Annotated in this window: 17 protein-coding genes; 10 read left to right on the top strand and 7 right to left on the bottom strand. The window is 48.9% G+C overall.

The genetic code is table 11. The features are described 5' to 3' along the window. Positions 1 to 83 precede the first annotated feature (83 nt). From L5462_RS07575 to L5462_RS07565, 3 genes are all read right to left on the bottom strand, one after another. Complete coding sequence (locus L5462_RS07575) at positions 84 to 1,286, bottom strand: tRNA (5-methylaminomethyl-2-thiouridine)(34)-methyltransferase MnmD (RefSeq protein ID WP_237780171.1); 1,203 nt, start codon at positions 1,284 to 1,286, stop codon at positions 84 to 86. 41 nt (positions 1,287 to 1,327) lie between these two features. After that, positions 1,328 to 3,691, bottom strand: coding sequence for a PAS domain S-box protein (locus L5462_RS07570; RefSeq protein WP_237780170.1), 2,364 nt, complete (start codon positions 3,689 to 3,691; stop codon positions 1,328 to 1,330). Positions 3,692 to 3,921: 230 nt separating this feature from the next. Continuing rightward, on the bottom strand, positions 3,922 to 5,049 hold the full coding sequence (locus L5462_RS07565) for a glycosyltransferase family 4 protein (protein WP_237780169.1): 1,128 nt from the start codon (positions 5,047 to 5,049) through the stop codon (positions 3,922 to 3,924). Between the two features lie 209 nt (positions 5,050 to 5,258). Between L5462_RS07565 and L5462_RS07560 the strand changes: the two genes are divergently transcribed. Further along, positions 5,259 to 6,254 carry a glycosyltransferase family 2 protein gene (locus L5462_RS07560; protein ID WP_237780168.1) on the top strand — a complete coding sequence of 332 codons (996 nt, stop codon included), beginning with the start codon at positions 5,259 to 5,261 and terminating at the stop codon, positions 6,252 to 6,254. Positions 6,255 to 6,280: 26 nt separating this feature from the next. Here the strand turns inward: L5462_RS07560 and L5462_RS07555 are convergent, their stop codons facing one another. Further along, entirely contained in the window at positions 6,281 to 7,171 is an 891-nt protein-coding gene (locus tag L5462_RS07555; protein WP_237780167.1) for a bile acid:sodium symporter family protein, read from the bottom strand. Between the two features lie 5 nt (positions 7,172 to 7,176). Next, positions 7,177 to 8,949 (bottom strand): glutamine--fructose-6-phosphate transaminase (isomerizing), encoded by a 1,773-nt coding sequence (gene glmS, locus L5462_RS07550; protein ID WP_237780166.1) that lies wholly within the window; start codon positions 8,947 to 8,949, stop codon positions 7,177 to 7,179. Between the two features lie 131 nt (positions 8,950 to 9,080). On the opposite strand from glmS, the gene purC reads away from it, so the two are divergent. The 8 genes from purC to L5462_RS07510 are packed head-to-tail and all read left to right on the top strand — an operon-like array spanning position 9,081 to position 14,718. Next, positions 9,081 to 9,827 carry a phosphoribosylaminoimidazolesuccinocarboxamide synthase gene (purC, locus tag L5462_RS07545; RefSeq protein ID WP_237780165.1) on the top strand — a complete coding sequence of 249 codons (747 nt, stop codon included), beginning with the start codon at positions 9,081 to 9,083 and terminating at the stop codon, positions 9,825 to 9,827. Between the two features lie 9 nt (positions 9,828 to 9,836). Further along, complete coding sequence (gene purS / locus L5462_RS07540; protein WP_237780164.1) at positions 9,837 to 10,091, top strand: phosphoribosylformylglycinamidine synthase subunit PurS; 255 nt, start codon at positions 9,837 to 9,839, stop codon at positions 10,089 to 10,091. Between the two features lie 3 nt (positions 10,092 to 10,094). Next, on the top strand, positions 10,095 to 10,745 hold the full coding sequence (purQ, locus tag L5462_RS07535; protein ID WP_237780163.1) for a phosphoribosylformylglycinamidine synthase subunit PurQ: 651 nt from the start codon (positions 10,095 to 10,097) through the stop codon (positions 10,743 to 10,745). 23 nt (positions 10,746 to 10,768) lie between these two features. After that, positions 10,769 to 11,485, top strand: a complete 717-nt coding sequence (cobA, locus tag L5462_RS07530; protein WP_237780162.1) for a uroporphyrinogen-III C-methyltransferase — start codon at positions 10,769 to 10,771, stop codon at positions 11,483 to 11,485. Beyond that, positions 11,451 to 12,251, top strand: a complete 801-nt coding sequence (locus tag L5462_RS07525; protein ID WP_237780325.1) for a uroporphyrinogen-III synthase — start codon at positions 11,451 to 11,453, stop codon at positions 12,249 to 12,251. The genes cobA and L5462_RS07525 overlap by 35 nt, the downstream gene beginning before the upstream one ends. Continuing rightward, complete coding sequence (locus L5462_RS07520; protein WP_237780161.1) at positions 12,248 to 12,517, top strand: signal recognition particle subunit SRP19/SEC65 family protein; 270 nt, start codon at positions 12,248 to 12,250, stop codon at positions 12,515 to 12,517. The genes L5462_RS07525 and L5462_RS07520 overlap by 4 nt, the downstream gene beginning before the upstream one ends. Before the next feature lie 12 nt (positions 12,518 to 12,529). Further along, a complete protein-coding gene (recJ, locus tag L5462_RS07515) occupies positions 12,530 to 13,927 on the top strand; it encodes a single-stranded-DNA-specific exonuclease RecJ (RefSeq protein ID WP_237780160.1) in 1,398 nt (465 codons plus the stop codon). Further along, positions 13,924 to 14,718 carry a MarR family transcriptional regulator gene (locus L5462_RS07510; protein WP_237780159.1) on the top strand — a complete coding sequence of 265 codons (795 nt, stop codon included), beginning with the start codon at positions 13,924 to 13,926 and terminating at the stop codon, positions 14,716 to 14,718. Before recJ ends, L5462_RS07510 begins: the two co-directional genes overlap by 4 nt. A gap of 31 nt (positions 14,719 to 14,749) precedes the next feature. Here the strand turns inward: L5462_RS07510 and L5462_RS07505 are convergent, their stop codons facing one another. Next, positions 14,750 to 15,181 (bottom strand): ACT domain-containing protein, encoded by a 432-nt coding sequence (locus L5462_RS07505; RefSeq protein WP_237780158.1) that lies wholly within the window; start codon positions 15,179 to 15,181, stop codon positions 14,750 to 14,752. A 15-nt stretch (positions 15,182 to 15,196) separates the two neighbouring features. After that, positions 15,197 to 16,492 (bottom strand): phenylacetate--CoA ligase family protein, encoded by a 1,296-nt coding sequence (locus L5462_RS07500; protein ID WP_237780157.1) that lies wholly within the window; start codon positions 16,490 to 16,492, stop codon positions 15,197 to 15,199. 203 nt (positions 16,493 to 16,695) lie between these two features. Between L5462_RS07500 and L5462_RS07495 the strand changes: the two genes are divergently transcribed. Then, positions 16,696 to 17,136: a hypothetical protein gene (locus L5462_RS07495; RefSeq protein WP_237780156.1), complete on the top strand. Its 441-nt coding sequence runs from the start codon at positions 16,696 to 16,698 to the stop codon at positions 17,134 to 17,136. The last annotated feature ends 2 nt before the right edge of the window (positions 17,137 to 17,138 follow it).

Raw genomic sequence — 17,138 nt, 5'->3', positions numbered from 1 at the left:
TTTGAACTCATTGAATCCATTGTCATGTGATGATCAGTACAGTAGATCTATGAATGGCACCACTAAAAAACCCGATGAAAATATCAGACTGGATTCTCCTTGATCATCCCTCTGAAACTGACCACTTCCAGCAGTCTCCTTCTCATTGAGAGTATCCTCTCCCTGGAGGTTGCCAACCTTTCCTCGCCACAGCCACATACACACTCATCCATCTGGGGGCATATTATGTAGAGTGCCTCCTCTCCTGCCGGATCAGATATTCCCATCCTCTCAAGGTTCCGCCGGACTCTGCGCCCGATCCTATCCCCTTCAACGGAGACTCCAAGGTAGATCGGAGTTTTAACGGCGGACGATATCCTTGTAACACCGCGAGCAAGCCTGCGCTCAGCTCGACGCCTCTCTATTATGGTTTCACCATCTGAAGACAGCAAAGGATCCCTGTAGGGTATCCCCGCATCACTGAGGGCCACCATCCTCTCATCCATCCATTCCAGGGGCTCTTTAAGCTTTGAGGGGTCCTTTGAGGCCAGTGTACCTGCCGACTTCCTTCCAAATACAGGGCCTGCCCCAACATGGAAACCAGCCTCTATAAGGGCTGATCTCAGGGGAGCCGCGGAGGTGTAGGTCGCAAGGACTCCATCCGGCTTTATAACCCTGGCTATCTGTGATAGAAATTCCACAGTGTAGAGTTCAGGTGAAACCCCTGGACTGAACGCATCAAGGAAGATGGCATCATAGCAGTCAGCCTCAAGTTTCTGGAGTGTCTCCCTTGCATCCTCACAGTGAACCCGCAGGGTGACCTGAGGGGGTGGTGGGGGATATGCCCTAATGCCGACGATTCCCATATCCATTAGGCGATCCTCATAGGCAGCCTTAACCAGTTCATGGGATGGTACAGGTGATGGGACAATGAGGGCCGCTGAGAGTGTCTCAGGGGAGACCTCCACCATGTCCACTGTAACTTCAATGGCAGATGTGAATTCAAGGAGCGCCGCTGTATTGTATCCAAGGCCAGAGCAGAGGTCAAGAACCCTGATTTCCTCTGCATCATGTGGTATCGAGGGCCTTACAAATTTTTCAAAGGACTCTGTTATGGCGCCGCTCCTGGTGTGCATGGCCTCCCCGGGGGAATCTGACTCAAGGGTGTATGAGCCATCAGCGGTTCTTATGAAATTCTCTGAAAGTGAACGCCATGCCTCAGTGCGCCTGTTTATCCCAGAACGGCGCTCCCTTTCAAAGTAGTTTCTAACCTCCCCCAGAACATCATCCCTTGGTGTGAGTACCATGTTAAATGATCCAGTGGATTTCAACTTAAAGTTTGCCCTTCCTAGATTCGAGGTGTGTAGGGTACAACAGAGAATTTAACCCTGAATTCAGTTCCATCCTCCATGTTAACCTCAAGGTCCCCGTCCAGCTGATCCACAAGTCCACCTACAAGTTTCAGGCCCAGTGAATCAGATTCCTCAAGTACAAAGCCAGGTGAAAAACCCACACCATTATCTGAAATGGTGAGTATGAAATCATCACCCTCTGATTCCAGTTCCACTGTGATCTCTCCCCCCTCACTGAATGCATATTTCACGGAATTTGTGATAAGCTCATTTATTATGAGGCCCAGGGGCACGGCTGTCTCGATGGGGAGAGTCACATCCTCCACTGAAACATTGAGTTCTATTCCCGCTGCATGGTAGCTGTCCAGGATGGATGATGTGAGCCTCTCAATGTAGCGCCTCATGTCGATGCTGGTGATATCCTCAGATTCATAGAGGAGTTCATGTACGAGGGCCATGGATTGAACCCTGCTCTGAAGGTCCAGGAGCGGTGCTGGATCCTGGATTTCAGGTAACTGGAGGTTTATTAGGCTGGATATTATCTGGAAGTTGTTCTTGACCCTGTGGTGAACCTCCCTCAGCAGCGCCTCCTTCTCCCTTATGGAGGATCTCAGCCTGTCCTCGTACTCCTTCCTGAGGGTTATATCCCCGCATATTATGACAACCTCCCCTGTTGAAAGACTGTATATGTACACTTCAAGCCATCTCTCACCATGTTTAACCTCGGGGAGGTGCAGTGGTCCATCCTTCCCAGTCACCTCTTCAAGGGCCTCCATGATGCTGGATTCTGCGATTCCTGGAAGTGCCCTCTCAAGTTCCATTCCTTTCACGTCCCCGCAGACGACACCCTCCATCTCCTCAGCGGCGGGATTCATGGATAAAACCCTGAAACCTCCTTTAACAGGACCTAAAACGATTACCCCTGCATTCATGTTTCTGAAAAGCTCCCTGAACTTCTCCCTGCTCACCCTGAGGGCCTCCTCTGCGAGTTTATGCTCGTGTATATCCCTCAGGCTGAAGACGTAGCCACTGATACCACCATCACTGTGGATGGGCCTGTCAACGTATTCCACCCATCTGTAGCTTCCATCTGGCCTTTTTATCCTGAATGTTGCCCTGTGCATTTCCTCATCACTCATGATGAGCTCTCTGACATTCTCCCGGTCATCGGGGTGCACGTAATCCAGGAAATCTGTAGCGGATCGGTTGATGAGGTGCTCATGACTGTACCCTGTTATATTCTTCACTGATGGGCTGAGGTACCTGAAGTTGAAGTCCCTGTCGAATTCCCCGAGGCCATCGGCCATGTGTTCTGTGAGAAGCACAAGGCGTTCCTCCCTCCTTTGAAGTTTTTTCTCCATATCCTTAATTGGCCTTATATCTGAACCCGTGAAAAGGAAGCCGACATGTTCCCGGCCACTTCCATGTATATGGCCAGCGGATACAACAACGGGTACCACCCCCTCCCCTGATTTCAGGGTTGATTCCACCATTGATTCCATCATCCCAGCGAGTTTACCATCAAATTCCATGACCTCATCTATCCTCCGCCCCAGAAGTTCCGCTGCACTGAAACCCGTTAACCTCTCGGCTGCCGGGTTAACATAGGATATCCTGAATTCAAGGTCTGTTATGATGAGGAAACTGTTCATGTTCCTTACAATGTCCATTGCCGCGTTCATTGGACTGAGAAGTGGTATGTGAAACCTGAGCACCCCGTAGGCTATTATTGATACCCCTGCTGCAGCCGCAACATTTGTAAATGATGGGACCTCAAAGCCTATAAAGGGGAGCATGAGGTCAGTTAGGAACCCGGTTATAATGGGAACTATAAGGCCCGTGAAGAGGTAAGCCCCCTGAGTCCTCCCTCCACCCGAGGGGGACCGCAGGTGAATCACAACGAGGATAAGTGCAATTATCCCCAGAGTGAGTCCCCAGATTGTTGAAATTTCATATAACGCCGATACTGATGTTTTAAATGTCCATCCCCATGGTGTAAGTAGCGGACCTGCAGTTATGAGGCTGCTTGTAAGTTCAAGGGCTGAAAATATAAATGCAGGTACGTAGAGTGCTGCGAGAGTGTACCATCTTCTCATTCTTCCCGTGAATATCATTACCATGTGAAGGATCACCGGAACCACGAATGGCCAGAGGAACCCCATCCTCACCCAGATGGCTGCCATCCCATAGGACTCTGAGATGTAAAGGCCGAAATCTGTGAGTGAAAGGTATGCGACGAGTGCCGAAAAAGCAAGTAGTGCCCTGTTGAAACGGCTCCTGGGGTTCTTCACAAAGATGTATATTCCAGATACGGTTGCGGTTACAAAAGCAGAGATTGAAATCAGGGCCAGTGGATTCATGGGATCCCCCTCAATTACATGTACAGTAATATATGTATGTATCTGGTATTAAATCAATATTCACATTTATGTGACATCGTAGCTTTAAGATCATAAAAATTAAAAGTAAGATGGATACCATGGAGTAATAATAAGAAAGTTATCTCCGCTTTCACAGATCGAATTGCAATTAATTTCCAAGATAGAAATGATTCAAGGATCATCTTTAAATCCAAAGCCTCTAAACCAGATCATCTGACCTTTTTTAATTCTTCATAGATTTTTGGTACTATTTTATCCCATGTATATTCCTCTATAAGTTTGCTATATGATCTCTCCGCGATTTGTGCCAGTGATGAAGTATCCATTTCCAGTATTCTGCTGAGCTTTTTTTTTAAATCAGATGAACTCCCACCTTTAAATAAGAATCCATTTTCTCCGTCCTTTATTACATATGGTAAATCCCCAACATCTGAAACAAGAACTGGTAGTTTTGCAGCCCACGCCTCTAAAACTGTAAGCGGAAATCCCTCATAGAGTGACGGTAAAATAAAAAGATCAGCACTAACATATTCTTCTATAAGATCATTCCCACGTTTTTCACCCTTGAACTCAAAAATCCCATCAAGTCCATATTCATAAACAATAGAACAAAGTTCACTGCGTTGAGGCCCATCACCAACAATAATTATCCTTACATTTTTCTTTTCAAGAAGATTTTTAAGATCTCTGGAAGCATCTATGAGGATTTTAAGTCCCTTTTGAGGATGTAATCTGCCGACAAAGAGTATATTGAAAGTTTCTTTCTCTTTTTTAGGTTTAGCTTTAAAATTTAAGTGATCCACCCCATTAGGGATGTATACGGGCTCATTAACATTTTCAAAGTTTAAAAAATCCCTATCAACAGTTATTTCAAGATCATATTTTATTTTTGTCTGGAGGATGTCTTCAAGAACATAAATAATCTTTCCTGCAAGAGTTTCATTGTACATTTCACTGATCACCCTAACACCACTGCCATGCACATGGTAGACTGAAGGCACTTTGAGTATAAATGAGGCCAATTTGGCAATAATACCTGGTAAATTTGAATGAGCATATATCATCTCATAGTTACACTTTTTATTTTCTTTTAATAAGGTAAAAAAAACTTCAATCAGCCAAATTAATCTATCTTTAAATTTCCATTTCTTTTTTTTACCAATATGGATTATCCTGAAATTTTCATTCCTTTTTTCAACCTCTGGACCTGTGTAGCCCTCGAGGTTCATTACAAAAAGGTCTATCTCACAATTGTAATTCTCAGATAGTCCTTTACAGACTTCATAGGCAACTACTTGTCCCCCTCCACATATAGGCTTCCAGGCCTCTATTATCATCGCAATTCTCATTTGGTCCCCTCAAATAAGTTTTAAGAATCGGTTTTATAATACCTTGTTAATATGGGATAGTATACATAAGTCAACGAATCATATTTGTAATTTTGAATCAATAAAACTAGAACCAAATAAACATTTCGATACTAGATCTTGAATTGACCTGGAATTCCTAATTCATTAAAATACAATTATTCGATAAAAGTGATCCTATGACAGAAACGTATATAATAACCCCAAATTTAAATGGGCGCAGATTTCTCCATGGATATTTTAAATCAATCCTCAAACAGACTTATAATAACTTCAGAATAGTCTTCATTGACAATGGATCATCTGATGGGTCCGTTGATCTTATAAAAAAGAATTTTGGGGATCTAATCAATCAGAAGATCCTCTTAATTGAAAACGATGAAAACCTTGGCTTTGCAACCTCAAATAATCAGGGGATAAGGGTTGCGATGGCTGACCCTGAGTGCAGATATATAATCTGTCTCAACAATGACACCGTGGTTCTCGAGGATTTCATAGAGAATCTAATCAAAGAGGCAGAAAAAAATAAAAAGGTCGGTAGCGTTCAGGCAAAAATGATATGGGGTCAGAAGGAGGATCTGATGGATTCAGCGGGTCTTGAGTACTCGAAGAATGGTCTTGGGTTCAACAGGGGCGCCTATGAACCGGTGAAAAATTTTGATGAACGTGGCAGGATCCTTGGATGCTGTGCCGGCGCCTGTTTATACAGGAGAGATGCCCTTGAGGACATCGAAGTTGATGGCGAGTATTTTGATGAGGATTTTTTTGCCTATTATGAGGACTTTGATCTTGCACTCAGACTCAGGAATGCAGGGTGGGACTCCTGTTACACCCCAGATGCCATGGTATACCACTACAAGGGTGGTACCAACCCATTCATAAGTGATTTCACAGTCTATCATAACTGGAGAAACTACACATGGACCTTCATCAAAAATATGCCCCTCAAACTTCTGTTGAAGTATTTTCCACTTTTCCTTTTCACAGAGATCCTGCAGGTTTTTCTGAATCTGAAGAGAAGAAAGTTCGTCATCCTCAGAGCAAAATATGATGCCTACAGAAACCTCGGCCAGATTATACGTAAAAGAAAAAAAGTGAAGATGGTTCCAGATAGCGACCTTGAAGAGTATCTTATAATGAGGTGGAATGTCAGGGTCCCCAAAATTGAAGAATAACTGTTACTTAAAGGGTGTTTACCATCCTATTCTCCACCTCTAACCAGATAGTAAACAATTCCAGTGAATACCGGCATCACCACAAGTAAAATCGTGGCAGGGAGTGCAACTGCAGGTGAAAAGTAGGTGAGGGCCACACCAACAGGGATCACACCATCACGCATGCCCGCCGTGTAAACATATGCGGCCCCATCATCCCCTCTAAGCCTTCCGAGAATGAAGCCATAGGTGAAACCTGCAAGTAGCATCACAGACACCGTAAGGACGATCTCCATGACCCCCCCAGTTCTCGCAGAACCTGACATATGGGCAACCGCAACAACAATTATAACAAGCCCGAGTATCGCCGACAGTAAGTTGAGGGTCTTCCTTGCAGGTATGAGCCTCTCCTCCTCAAGCCTCAGAATTAGGGCAACCACCGCGGGCAGGAACACTGTGAATACAAGGAGTTCAAAGACCCTGAACGCCACTGAAGGTGAGGCCACACCCATTAGGTAGAGGACAGCGGGGTAAACTGCAACAGATAGTAGCATGGATGTAAGGGCAGCTGAGAGGGCAGGGGTGCCGTCCCCACCGGAGAGTTCGGTCCAGAGGGCCGCGACAACCGGGGATGGTGCAAATGAGAGTAGTATGACTCCAGCAACCATATCACCGCTGAAGTTGAATATTTTAATAAAAAGGAACCCCAGAAGTGGGTATAACAGAAAATTGGACACAGAGACCAGGCCAAGGAACTGGGGGTGCTGTATGATCCTCCCGAAGTCCTCCAGGCTGTGTTCAATGACAAGGGAGAAAACCAGCAACGCAAGAAGCAGGGGCGTGTAGCCTGAGAAAACTGAAAACTGGGGGAACAATAGACCCATGAGGACGCATAAAAGCGTCAGGGCCCCATAGTACTTCTTTATGGTTCCTGTCATCTCCATCATTCAACGGTTACACACTTTGCAAGGTTCTTTGGCTTATCAGGGTCAAGTCCCCGTTCAACACTCACATAGTACGAGAGTAGCTGGAGGGGAACGATGTACACAAGGGGTGAGAGTACCTCATCAACATCAGGGCTCAGACCTATGAAGTCATCGGCCTCCTTCATGAGGGCCTCATCAAGGGTGCTCCCAACACCTATAACCCTCGCACCGCGTGCTTTGACCTCCTCAACATTGCTCAGGGTCTTGTCATGGCATGGCCCGGGGGGTGAGATGGCAACAACAGGCACCCCATCATCGATGAGTGCCAGGGGGCCATGTTTGAGTTCCCCTGCAGCATAACCTTCCCCATGAATGTAGGTTATCTCCTTGAGTTTAAGGGCGCCCTCAAGGGCTGTTGGATAGGAGAATCCACGCCCTATGAAAAAGAAATCGCTCACCCTGCTGTAGCGTGATGCAAGTGCCCTTATCTTATTTTCATCTCCAAGGGCCTCCTCCATGACAGCGGGAACCATCTCAAGTTTCTCAATGAGTTCAGGGGCCCCCATTGCAGCCACCAGCATGTATATGATGGTTAGCTGACTCACATATGTCTTTGTGGCTGCAACACCTATCTCGGGACCCGCCCTCGTGTAGAGGACATGCTGGGCCTCCCTTGTTGCCGAGCTTCCAAGGACATTGACTATCGCCAGGGTCTTGGCCCTCGAATTTGCGGATCTCAATGCATTAAGGGTGTCGGCTGTTTCCCCGGACTGGCTTATGAATACTGCAAGGGTCCTGTCTGTGAGGGCACGTGCAGAGTACCTGAACTCACTTGCAAGGATGACATCGGTGGGTATGCCCAGGATGCTCTCAAAGAGGTACTTGCCGACCAGTGATGCATGGTAGGAGGTCCCGCAGGCAACAAAGCATACCCTTTCAACCTCACCTATCTCCTCCACCACACGCATAACATCCTCCATCTCTGTGAGGGTATCCCTGACGGCTCCTGGCTCCTCATGTATCTCCTTGATCATGAAGTGATCGTATCCTGCCTTTTCAGCCATGTCAGCTGTCCAGTCAATGACATGGACCTCCTTTCTCACAGTGTTACCATCAAGGTCCCTTATCCTCACATCACCATCAATTATGACCATCTCACCGTCATCCAGGTATATGATGTTCTTGGTGTGGTTCAGGATGGCCGGGACATCAGAGGCCAGGAAGAACTCGCCATCACCAACACCCACTATGAGGGGGCTTTCCTTCCTTGCACCCACCACCCTGCCGGGTTCCCTCGAGGATATGGCTGCAATGGCATATGCTCCCCTAAGTTTACTGAGTGCTGTGGCTGTTGCGGCTTCAAGGTCCATACCCTCATCCATGTACTTCTCTATGAGGTGCGGTATCACCTCTGTGTCTGTCTCGGACCTGAAGACATGTCCCTCTGATTCAAGCTCCTTCTTAACCTCCAGGTAGTTCTCTATTATCCCGTTGTGAACGACTGCTATCTCTCCAGTGCAGTCTGTGTGTGGGTGGGCGTTTTCGGCGGTTGGAAGGCCATGTGTGGCCCACCTGACATGGGCTACCCCCATGCTGCCTGGTAGATCAGCGAGATCCAGCTCTGAGTCCACCTCGTCGATTTTACCCCTGTCCTTCTTGATTTTTATCTGGGGGTCTGCCGTTGCAATACCTACAGAGTCATAGCCCCTGTACTCAAGTCTCCTGACGCATTCAAGGAGTACCGGCGCCGCCCTGTTATCTTTGAGTATACAAGCCACAATGCCACACATTTAATCACCCTTAGAAGCATGATAAGGTTCACAAGGTTATATAAACTGAATCGTAATATAACTCTAATAAGATTTACACATATATAAGTCTTAGAGGAGAGATCTAATCTCAAGGCTTTAAAAGTGATAGTATGAACGTGAAAATAGATGGCCCACTCTACAGTGGTAAGGCAAAGGATGTTCTCATGACAGATGACCCTGAAATCGTTGCCGTGAGGTTCAGGGACGATATAACCGCAGGTGACGGTGAAAAGAAGGACACCCTTGAAATGAAGGGCTACTATAACTCTGTTATTTCAGCCAAAATATTTGAGGTCCTTGAGGGGGCCGGTGTACCAACCCAGTACCTGGAACTCCCGGAACCCGGCTGCATGCTTGCAAGGAAACTTGAGATGATACCCATAGAGGTTATACTGAGGAACATTGCAGCGGGAAGTATTGTTAGAAGGTTCCCCTTCACTGAGGGGCAGGAATTCAGGCCCCCGATCATACAGATGGACTACAAGAGCGACGAACACGGTGACCCCATGCTCAATGAGGACATAATCCTCGCCCTTGGGATAGCAACCAGGGACGAGATCTCAGAGATAAGGAGGATGACACTGGAGATAAACGATGTCCTTGTGGAGTTCTTCAGAGAAAAGGGCATAATTCTGCCTGACTTCAAACTGGAATTCGGAAGGGATTCCTCTGGGAGGATACGTCTGGGGGATGAGGTGAGCCCTGACACCTGCCGCCTCTGGGACATGGAGACCGGGAAACCACTGGACAAGGACATATTCCGCCGGGGAGAGGAGGGCGTTGTGAGCGCCTACAGAAGGGTTGCTGAGATGATACTTGACAGGGAAGACATTGAAAGATGGAACGTTAAAATCTGAGGTGATGGGATGAAATTTATGGTTGAGGTCAGAATAAGGCTCAAGAAGGGCATGCTCAACCCTGAGGCGTCCACGATTGAGAGGGCCCTGGCACTCCTTGGATATGAGGTGGAGAATACCGATACAAGTGACATCATAACATTCACCATGGATGAGGAGAGTCCCGAGGATGTCAGGAGGGAGGTGGAGGATATGTGCCAGCGCCTCCTCTGCAACCCGGTTATCCACGACTACGAGTTCAGTATAACGGAAATGGAAGGCTGAAACATGAGGGTGGGAGTTATAAGGTTTCCTGGATCCAACTGTGACCGTGACGTTTACCATGTCCTTGAACTCGCAGGGGCAGAGCCCGAGTATGTATGGTGGAATCAGCGGGACCTGGGACACCTGGACGCGGTTATAATCCCTGGGGGCTTCTCATACGGGGACTACCTGCGTGCAGGTGCAATCGCAGCCATAACACCCGTTATGGATGCTGTTAAGGAGCTGGTGAAGGAGGAGAAACCTGTTCTCGGAATATGTAACGGTGCGCAGATCCTGGCGGAGGTCGGCCTTGTCCCGGGGGTCTTCACCGTGAACGAGCACCCCAAATTCAACTGCCAGTGGACCAGCCTCCAGGTTAAGACCACAAGAACCCCCTTCACAGGACTTTTCAGAAGGGATGAGGTTATAAGGATGCCTGTTGCCCATGCAGAGGGGAGATACTACCATGAAAACGTCAGCGAGGTCTGGGATAACGACCAGGTCGTGCTGCAGTTCCATGGTGAAAACCCCAACGGCTCCCTTGATGGGATAACAGGGGTCTGCGATGAATCAGGACTGGTATGTGCTGTGATGCCCCACCCCGAAAGGGCCTCAGAGACGATACTCGGATCAGAGGACGGCTTCAAATTCTTCAGGGGCATAATGAAGATCTGATTCAGAGCAAAAAGGTGATTATCATGGTGGTTTATCTTGTTGGGGCGGGTCCAGGGGACCCTGAACTCATAACACTTAAGGCCATAAGGGTTCTCGAGAGGGCTGACGTCGTTGTGTATGACAGGCTGGCAGGGGAGGAGATACTCAGATACGCCCCTGAAGACGCAAAACTGATATACGTGGGTAAAAAGGCCGGTGAACACCACAAAACACAGGATGAGATAAACAGGATCCTGGTTGAGGAAGGAAAGAAGCATGACACAGTGGTGAGGCTCAAGGGCGGCGACCCATTCGTGTTCGGAAGGGGTGGCGAGGAACTCCTTGCGCTCAGGGAGGCCGGAGTCGAGGCCAGGGTCATTCCAGGTGTGACCTCCGCTGTGGGCGTCCCCACATCTGCAGGGCTCCCTGTGACCCACAGGGGCGTTGCAACATCATTCACTGTTGTCACAGGACACGAGGACCCCACAAAACCTGAAAAACAGGTACACTGGGATTACAGGGCCGACACCCTCATAATACTCATGGGTGTCGGTAACGTGCGGGAGAACATGCAGGAGATAATGAAGCACCGTCCCCCTGAAACCCCTGTATGTGTGATTGAGAATGGTACAACAGAGGATGAGAGGGTTATCCTCGGCACCCTTGAGGACATAGCAGAAAAGGATCTGAGGCCGCCTGGAATCATAGTGGTGGGTGAGGTTGTTAATGTCTACCGGGAAATTAGAGGGTCTCAGGGGTAAGACCATCGCCCTCACAAGGCCCGCCGAGCGGGTGTCTGCTGCTGTTAAACTGATCGAGGGTGCCGGTGGAAGGGCCCTTGTCGCCCCAACCCTCGAGCTGCGGATCCTGAAAACAGATTCCCTCAGAGAGGTGTGCAGGAGGGCCCCTGAATGGGACCTGGTTATATTCACCTCTCCGGCGTCTGTTGAATCCCTGTTTGGCACATGCAGGGACTTTCATGAGAAAATCAGGGGTGACTGTATTGTCGCGGTCATAGGACCCAAGACCGCCCGTGCAGCATCCGAAAGGGGTCTCAGGGTGGATCTGGTGCCTGAAGATTACACCGCGGAGGGTCTCCTGGAGGCCCTCAGAAAATACGACCTCAAGGGGATGCGGGTGGCCCTTCCAAGGACACTCTCTGCAAGGAGGGTCCTCCCTCTGGGACTTGAGAAGATGGGCGCGGAGGTCCTTGTTGCAGAGGCCTACCAATCGGGGATACCAGCAGATACATCACCGGCAGAGGAAATGATAGATGGTATACTCAAAGGGAAGGTGGATGCTGTTACATTCACAAGTCCCCTCACAGTGGAAAACCTGTTTAAAATTGCAGGTGATAAGGAGGGGGATCTTATCCATGCCCTCAGGGGGATACACGTGGCTGCAATAGGCCCCATAACCCTCAGGAAACTTGAGGAGTATGGCCTTGATGCAGTCATCCCCGAGAGGTACACTGTCAGGGACATGCTAGCCGAACTTTCAGAGAGGATGATGGAGGGTGAACAATGATAATATGGCCAGCCTATCTCGATTCACGAAAGTCACGGAGCCAGGGGCGAAGGGTGCCCCTTGAATACGCGGTTGAATCCCCAACTGCCAGTGAAATACTCAGGGCTGCAAAAAAACTCCAGCTTGAAGCCCGTATGGAATCTGATAAGTCATACCCTTCCTCATGGTGGGAATCATCAGGGAGGGTTATTGTTGAATATGAGGGGAGCAAGAGGGAACTCCTCATAAAACTTGCAAGGCTTTTGAGGTCCTCAAAGAAGAACTGAGGGTATGGGATAATGAACATGGACGAACTTGAAGGTGCGCTCAGAAGGGCCCGTAAGCTGATTGAGGAGGCTGAGACGGTTACAGTCTACAGCCACACAGACTGTGATGGTATAACAGCGGCAACCATCCTCAGCAAACTCCTTGAGGGCCTCGGGAAGGACCATGAGATCAGCATAATCAACATCAATGAGGTCCCTGAGGTTGAACATGGCCCGGATCTAACAGTTTTCAGTGACCTTGGATCCGGACAGATGGTCCATGAAAACATGAAAAGGAGCTCCCGTGTTCTCATACTCGACCACCACCCCCCCGTGCGAAATAGAAACTTTGAACCTCCACGGGGTGAGCTCCTTGAAATAAATCCCATCTTCTATGGAATGGATGGTTCAACCAGCATCTCAGGTGGGGGCCTGTCATATCTACTTGCAAGGCAGTTCGGATACACTGATCTCAGCTGGATGGGACTCCTTGCCGCGGTGGGTGACATGCAGAACATCAGGACCGGTAAGATGGTTGGGGCCAACCGGCTGATCCTTGAGGACAGCATAAGGGAGGGTGCGGTTGAGTGCTGCAGTGACCTTACAATCTACGGTAGACACACCAGGTCCATCGTAAGTGCCCTCTCATACTTCGGGGATGTCACCCTCCCAACAACAAACAATACCAACGAGTGCATAGCAAGGCTTAAGAACCTGGGCATACCCCTGAAAAACGGCGAAACCCAGAGGAGGCTCTGTGACCTCACCGATGATGAGAAGAGGAAACTCTTCAACGAGATATACCGTATGATGGTCAACGAGGTCCCCAGAAGGTACCATGAATACCTCCCGAGGCTCATACTCGGTGAGGTCTACGAGTTAAGATCAGAGGAGAGGTACACAGTATTCAGGGACCTCTCAGAGTTCTCCACCGCAGTAAACGCATGCAACCGCAACTCAAGGTGGAAGCTTGCGATGGATATCATCGGGGGTGATCGCCATGAAAAACTGGAGGAACTTGAGGGTGTCCTCACGGAACACAGGGCCTACCTGGCGGTTACCCTTGACACGATAATGGACGAGGAACTCATAATGGATATGGATAATCTCCAGTACTTCCATGCCCCCGAAGTGAAAACCGAGGTTGTGGGTACCGTTGCCGGTATGCTACTGGGCTACGGTGACTGGAGGAGGCCCATGGTAGGGCTTGCTGAAACCGGTGATGGGCTTAAAATTTCGCTCAGATGTTCGCGCCTACTGGCATTTGACGGCATACACTTCGGTTCAATCATGCAGAGGGTGGCTGAGAAGGTTGGGGGTAGCGGTGGCGGTCATGCCACTGCCTGCGGAGCATACATACCAGCTGAGAATGGGGATGAATTCCTCAGACTCCTTAACAGGGCCATAGAAAAGGTGAAGGTGAATGGATGAAGGCTTTCAGAAAGAAGGGTGAACTTACACGTTTCCAGGTGCTGAGTGAGATAGCAAGGCGTCAGCCCTATGTGAGGCAACGGGATATAGCAGATGAACTGGGAATAACTGTCCAGGCAGTGTCTGAGAACATAAAGAGCCTCATAGCAGAGGGCCTTGTGGAGGCAGGGAGCGGAAGGTCCCACTACAAGATAACCCGTAGGGGTGGTGAGAAGCTCAAAATGGCTGCGGTGAGCCTCAGGCAGTATGCCGATGAGGTCCTGGAGTACATGAGTTCCTACAAGTCCATCTGGCCCGCCATCGCATGGGAGGACCTCAGCGCTGGTGACGAGGTTGAGCTCTTCATGGATGACGGCGTCCTCTACGCCCGGAGAAGAACCAATGGGAAAGCCCATGCCATAGTCATGAACAGTGCCTCAGAGGGTGAGGATGTGGCCCTAACAGAACTTGGCGGCACCATACCCCTCCAGAGGGGGAAGGTGACCATCGCGGTTCTCCCTGGGATATCAGAGGGCGGTTCAGGGACAGCGGACCTTGAAAGGATAAGGGAACTAACGCATGGTCAGGACAGGATAGGAATAATGGGGACCGTTTCAAGGGCTGCTGCGACCAAATTAAACCTGAATGTTGATTTTGAATTTGCAACCCCATATGCTGCCCTTGCAGCCGCAAAGAGGGGCTTGAATGTCCTTGTACTTGCGGTTGGTAAAATGAGCAGGAGCATAACAAAGAAGCTGGAAGAGGAGGGCATAGAGTATTCGGTTGAGGATGTCCGGGTGAAGGGGGAGTAAACCCCCAGCATGATATGCTTGAATCTTCCGCTCAGAGGGAGTAGACCTCCTCTGGTGGAACCATCCGGATCCCTGCATCCCCCAGGGCACCTTCAAGGGCATCCAGGTCCTCTGTACTCACAAAGAGTATCGCCTTATCCTTCTTTTCATGGACAAATGCGTATATGTAGTCAAGGTTCAGGTCATAGTCCTTGAGGACCTCAAGGATTGATGCAAGGCCCCCTGGCCTGTCATCCATCTCAACTGCGACTACGTCCTTCAGCTTAACAACAAAGCCGCTCTCCTCAAGTACATCTGCCGCGCGTTCAGGTTCAGGGACTATGAGCCTGAGTATCCCGAATTCTGATGTATCTGCAAGTGATAGTGCCCTCAGATTTATACCTGCCTCTGCAAGTGTACTCAGAGCCTTCCAGAGCCTTCCCTTCTTGTTTTCAAGAAATATTGATATCTGCTTAACCCTCATGGTATCACCATAAATTTAAAGGTTCCTCTTATCTATCACCCTCACTGCCTTACCCTCACTCCTGGGTATCGTGCCTGGTTCAACCAGGGTCACCTTAACCCTGAGGCCTATCTCGTTCTCTATGAACTCCTCTATCCGGTCCCTGGTCTCCACCATCTGCCGGATGTCATCTGAGAAGAGTTCAGGGGAGGTCTCCACCCTCACCTCAAGTTCATCCATGAGGTGGGGCCTTGTCACTATTATCTGGTAGTGTGGCTCAATACCATCTATGCGGAGGAGCGCCTTCTCTATCTGGGAGGGGAACACTGAAACACCCCTGACCTTGAGCATGTCATCGACCCTGCCGGTTATCCTTGAGATCCTTGCAAGGGTCCTGCCGCAGGCACAGGGCTCATAGTCTATTGAGGTTATATCCTTTGTCCTGAACCGTATGACCGGCATCCCCACCCGTGTGAGGGTTGTGAGTACCAGTTCTCCCCGTTCACCTGGGCCGACCCTTTCCCCGTTCCTGTCTATGATCTCAGGGTAGAAGTGGTCCTCTGCAACGTGGAGGCCATTCTTCTCACCGCACTCCATTGCAACCCCCGGGCCCATGATTTCGGTGAGGCCGTATATGTTGAAGGCCGGTGCATTGAACCTCCTCTCTATCTCGGCCCTCATCTCCTCTGTCCACATCTCAGCCCCGAATCCTATGGCCTTTAACTGGGATTCGGCAGGGTTAAAGCCCTCCTCAGCTGCAACCTCAGAGAGGTAGAGGCCATAGGAGGGGGTGAATATCATGACCGTTGTCCCGAAGTCCTTCATTATCTCTATCTGCCTTCTTGTCTGTCCGGTTGAGATGGGGATAACGGTTGCCCCGATCTTCTGGGCACCGTAGTGGACCCCGAATCCCCCTGTGAATAGCCCGTAGCCATGGGTGTTCTGGATGACGTCATCCTCTGTGAGGCCCATCATTGTTAGGCCCCTGGCCATGACCTCACTCCATATCTCTATGTCCTCCCTGGTGTAGCCTGATACCACGGGTTTTCCTGTGGTCCCTGAGGATGTGTGGACCTCCACTATCTCCTTCCTCGGGACAGCGAACATTCCAAAGGGGTAGACCCTGCGGAGGTCATCCTTGGTGGTGTAGGGCAACCTTGTGATGTCATCCAGTGACTCTATGTCCTCCGGGTACACACCCTCCCTCTCGAACATCTCATGGTAGTAGGGTACGTTTTCATATGCCCTCCTTACTGTGTCCTGAAGCCTTTTAAGCTGAAGTTCCTCCAGTTCCTCCCTGCCTATGCATTCCATTTCCCTGTTCCAGATCATCTGAATCATTCCCGAATCAGTGTAACTCTTAGATGTTTATGGTGATTTAAAAATAAATATTGGCCTTTTTGTCTACTTTAATCCGCTATTGACATACTTATACTTCCAATAATAATACATCAGGGTTTCAGCACAGGTCTTTTCTCAGAGTAATATCATATAAACTTTCAGGAATAAAAGTTTTCAATAAATGGGGTGTTGAGTTGAAGGTTAAATGTAAGGAATGTGGCCATGAATACAATCTAAAAGATGATGAAAACCCTGAAGACTACACATGCGAATGTGGCGGAGAATTAAGGGTCATGAAAAGGGGGTCTACTGTTCCTGTTCTGGAGGGGAGCATCTTTCTAATCCTCCTCTACGTATCCACAGTTGATGTCGCTGATAGGATGAGTGGACATATGGAATGGGTATTAACATTCATAACACTGATTCTGCCAATAATCCTTATACTGGCTATTATTTACAGAAAGAGAAACCCTCCATTGCTAATAATAGCAGAAGGCATACTCTTCTCCCTCTTAGGAGGTATACTTCTGTGGCACTCCAACAGTATATTTCGTTTTTTACTAGGTGCAACAACTTTTATACTTGGGATCCTCTCATCAGTTGAGGGTATCATGATGAAACAGGACACCGTATAAAT

Source organism: Methanothermobacter sp. K4, from assembly GCF_022014235.1.
Taxonomy (GTDB): Archaea; Methanobacteriota; Methanobacteria; order Methanobacteriales; family Methanothermobacteraceae; genus Methanothermobacter.
Note: the sequence above shows the minus strand (reverse complement) of the source record. Positions and strands in the feature narration are given on the sequence as shown.

Bases quoted from the DNA above. Each gene is read 5' to 3' on its own strand.
- purC (WP_237780165.1), top strand. From the start codon at position 9,081: ATGAACGTGAAAATAGATGGCCCACTCTACAGTGGTAAGGCAAAGGAT.
- L5462_RS07525 (WP_237780325.1), top strand. From the start codon at position 11,451: ATGTCTACCGGGAAATTAGAGGGTCTCAGGGGTAAGACCATCGCCCTC.
- L5462_RS07555 (WP_237780167.1), bottom strand. From the start codon at position 7,171: ATGACAGGAACCATAAAGAAGTACTATGGGGCCCTGACGCTTTTATGC.
- purS (WP_237780164.1), top strand. From the start codon at position 9,837: ATGAAATTTATGGTTGAGGTCAGAATAAGGCTCAAGAAGGGCATGCTC.
- recJ (WP_237780160.1), top strand. From the start codon at position 12,530: ATGAACATGGACGAACTTGAAGGTGCGCTCAGAAGGGCCCGTAAGCTG.
- glmS (WP_237780166.1), bottom strand. From the start codon at position 8,949: ATGTGTGGCATTGTGGCTTGTATACTCAAAGATAACAGGGCGGCGCCG.
- L5462_RS07565 (WP_237780169.1), bottom strand. From the start codon at position 5,049: ATGATAATAGAGGCCTGGAAGCCTATATGTGGAGGGGGACAAGTAGTT.
- L5462_RS07510 (WP_237780159.1), top strand. From the start codon at position 13,924: ATGAAGGCTTTCAGAAAGAAGGGTGAACTTACACGTTTCCAGGTGCTG.
- L5462_RS07520 (WP_237780161.1), top strand. From the start codon at position 12,248: ATGATAATATGGCCAGCCTATCTCGATTCACGAAAGTCACGGAGCCAG.
- L5462_RS07570 (WP_237780170.1), bottom strand. From the start codon at position 3,691: ATGAATCCACTGGCCCTGATTTCAATCTCTGCTTTTGTAACCGCAACC.
- L5462_RS07575 (WP_237780171.1), bottom strand. From the start codon at position 1,286: ATGGTACTCACACCAAGGGATGATGTTCTGGGGGAGGTTAGAAACTAC.
- L5462_RS07500 (WP_237780157.1), bottom strand. From the start codon at position 16,492: ATGATCTGGAACAGGGAAATGGAATGCATAGGCAGGGAGGAACTGGAG.
- L5462_RS07505 (WP_237780158.1), bottom strand. From the start codon at position 15,181: ATGAGGGTTAAGCAGATATCAATATTTCTTGAAAACAAGAAGGGAAGG.
- purQ (WP_237780163.1), top strand. From the start codon at position 10,095: ATGAGGGTGGGAGTTATAAGGTTTCCTGGATCCAACTGTGACCGTGAC.
- cobA (WP_237780162.1), top strand. From the start codon at position 10,769: ATGGTGGTTTATCTTGTTGGGGCGGGTCCAGGGGACCCTGAACTCATA.
- L5462_RS07560 (WP_237780168.1), top strand. From the start codon at position 5,259: ATGACAGAAACGTATATAATAACCCCAAATTTAAATGGGCGCAGATTT.